The sequence below is a fragment of the Mycobacterium sp. RTGN6 genome (assembly GCF_033804605.1).
Lineage (GTDB): Bacteria > Actinomycetota > Actinomycetes > Mycobacteriales > Mycobacteriaceae > Mycobacterium.
The window spans coordinates 1-1,132 of sequence record NZ_JAPZKZ010000027.1 but is presented as its reverse complement, the minus strand read 5'-3'; the positions used below and the strand labels follow the sequence as shown (position 1 = coordinate 1,132).

Annotated in this window: 1 protein-coding gene; it reads left to right on the top strand. The window is 63.3% G+C overall.

The window, feature by feature from the left end:
* Positions 1–46 precede the first annotated feature (46 nt).
* Positions 47–1,132, top strand: a complete 1,086-nt coding sequence (locus SLQ33_RS33510; RefSeq protein ID WP_319458247.1) for an IS630 family transposase — start codon at positions 47–49, stop codon at positions 1,130–1,132.

Here is a 1,132-nt window from a genome sequence, read left to right as displayed (position 1 = left end):
CTAGTGTCCTGAGTCATTAAATACGGTTCAGTTGGTAGACTGGGTTGTGCCCAGTCCGCAGGCTGCCGTGATCGTGTTGACCGATGCTGAACGCGCCGAGTTGGAGGGCTGGGCGCGGCGTCGGACCAGTGCGGCGGGGTTGGCGTTGAGATCACGAATCGTGTTGGCGGCCGCCGATGGCGAGTCCAACACCGACATGGCCATTCGGATGAAGATCTCGCGGTCAACGGTCAAGCGGTGGCGCAACCGGTTCGTGGAGCTTCGGTGTGACGGCCTGCTCGATGAGCCGCGTCCGGGTCGGCCTCGGGTCGTGGGCGACGAGCAGATCAAGGCGTTGATCACCACGACGCTGGAGAGCGCTCCGCGAGATGCCACGCATTGGTCGACGCGGTCGATGGCCGAGCACCTCGGGTTGAGTCAATCGATGGTCTCGCGGGTATGGCGGGCGTTCGGATTGGCTCCGCACAAACAAGATTCGTGGAAACTGTCGAAGGATCCGCTGTTCGTGGAGAAGGTCCGCGACGTGGTCGGGCTCTATCTGGACCCGCCCGAGCGGGCGCTGGTGCTCTGTGTCGATGAGAAGACCCAGATCCAGGCCTTGAACCGGACGCAACCGGTGTTCCCGATGCTGCCCGGCACCCCAGCGCGGGCCAGCCACGACTACGTCCGGCACGGCACCTCGAGCTTGTACGCGGCGCTGGACCTGGCTTCGGGCCAGGTGATCGGTTCCTTGCACGCACGCCACCGATCCCAGGAGTTCCTGGCCTTCCTCAAGAAGATCGACGGCGAGGTCCCCGCCGACCTCGACGTCCACCTGGTGCTCGACAACGCCTCAACCCACAAGACCCCGGCGGTAAAGCGTTGGCTATCCACTCATCCCAGGTTCGTCGTGCACTTCACCCCGACGAGTTCCTCGTGGCTCAACCTCGTCGAGCGCTGGTTCGCCGAGTTGACGACCAAGAAACTGCGCCGCGGCACCCACACCTCAGTGCGCCAACTCAACAACGACATCCGCGCCTGGATCGCCACCTGGAACGACAACCCCCGCCCGTACGTCTGGACCAAGACTGCCGACCAAATCCTGGCCAGCATCGGCAACTACTGCTCCAGAATTAATGACTCAGGACACTAG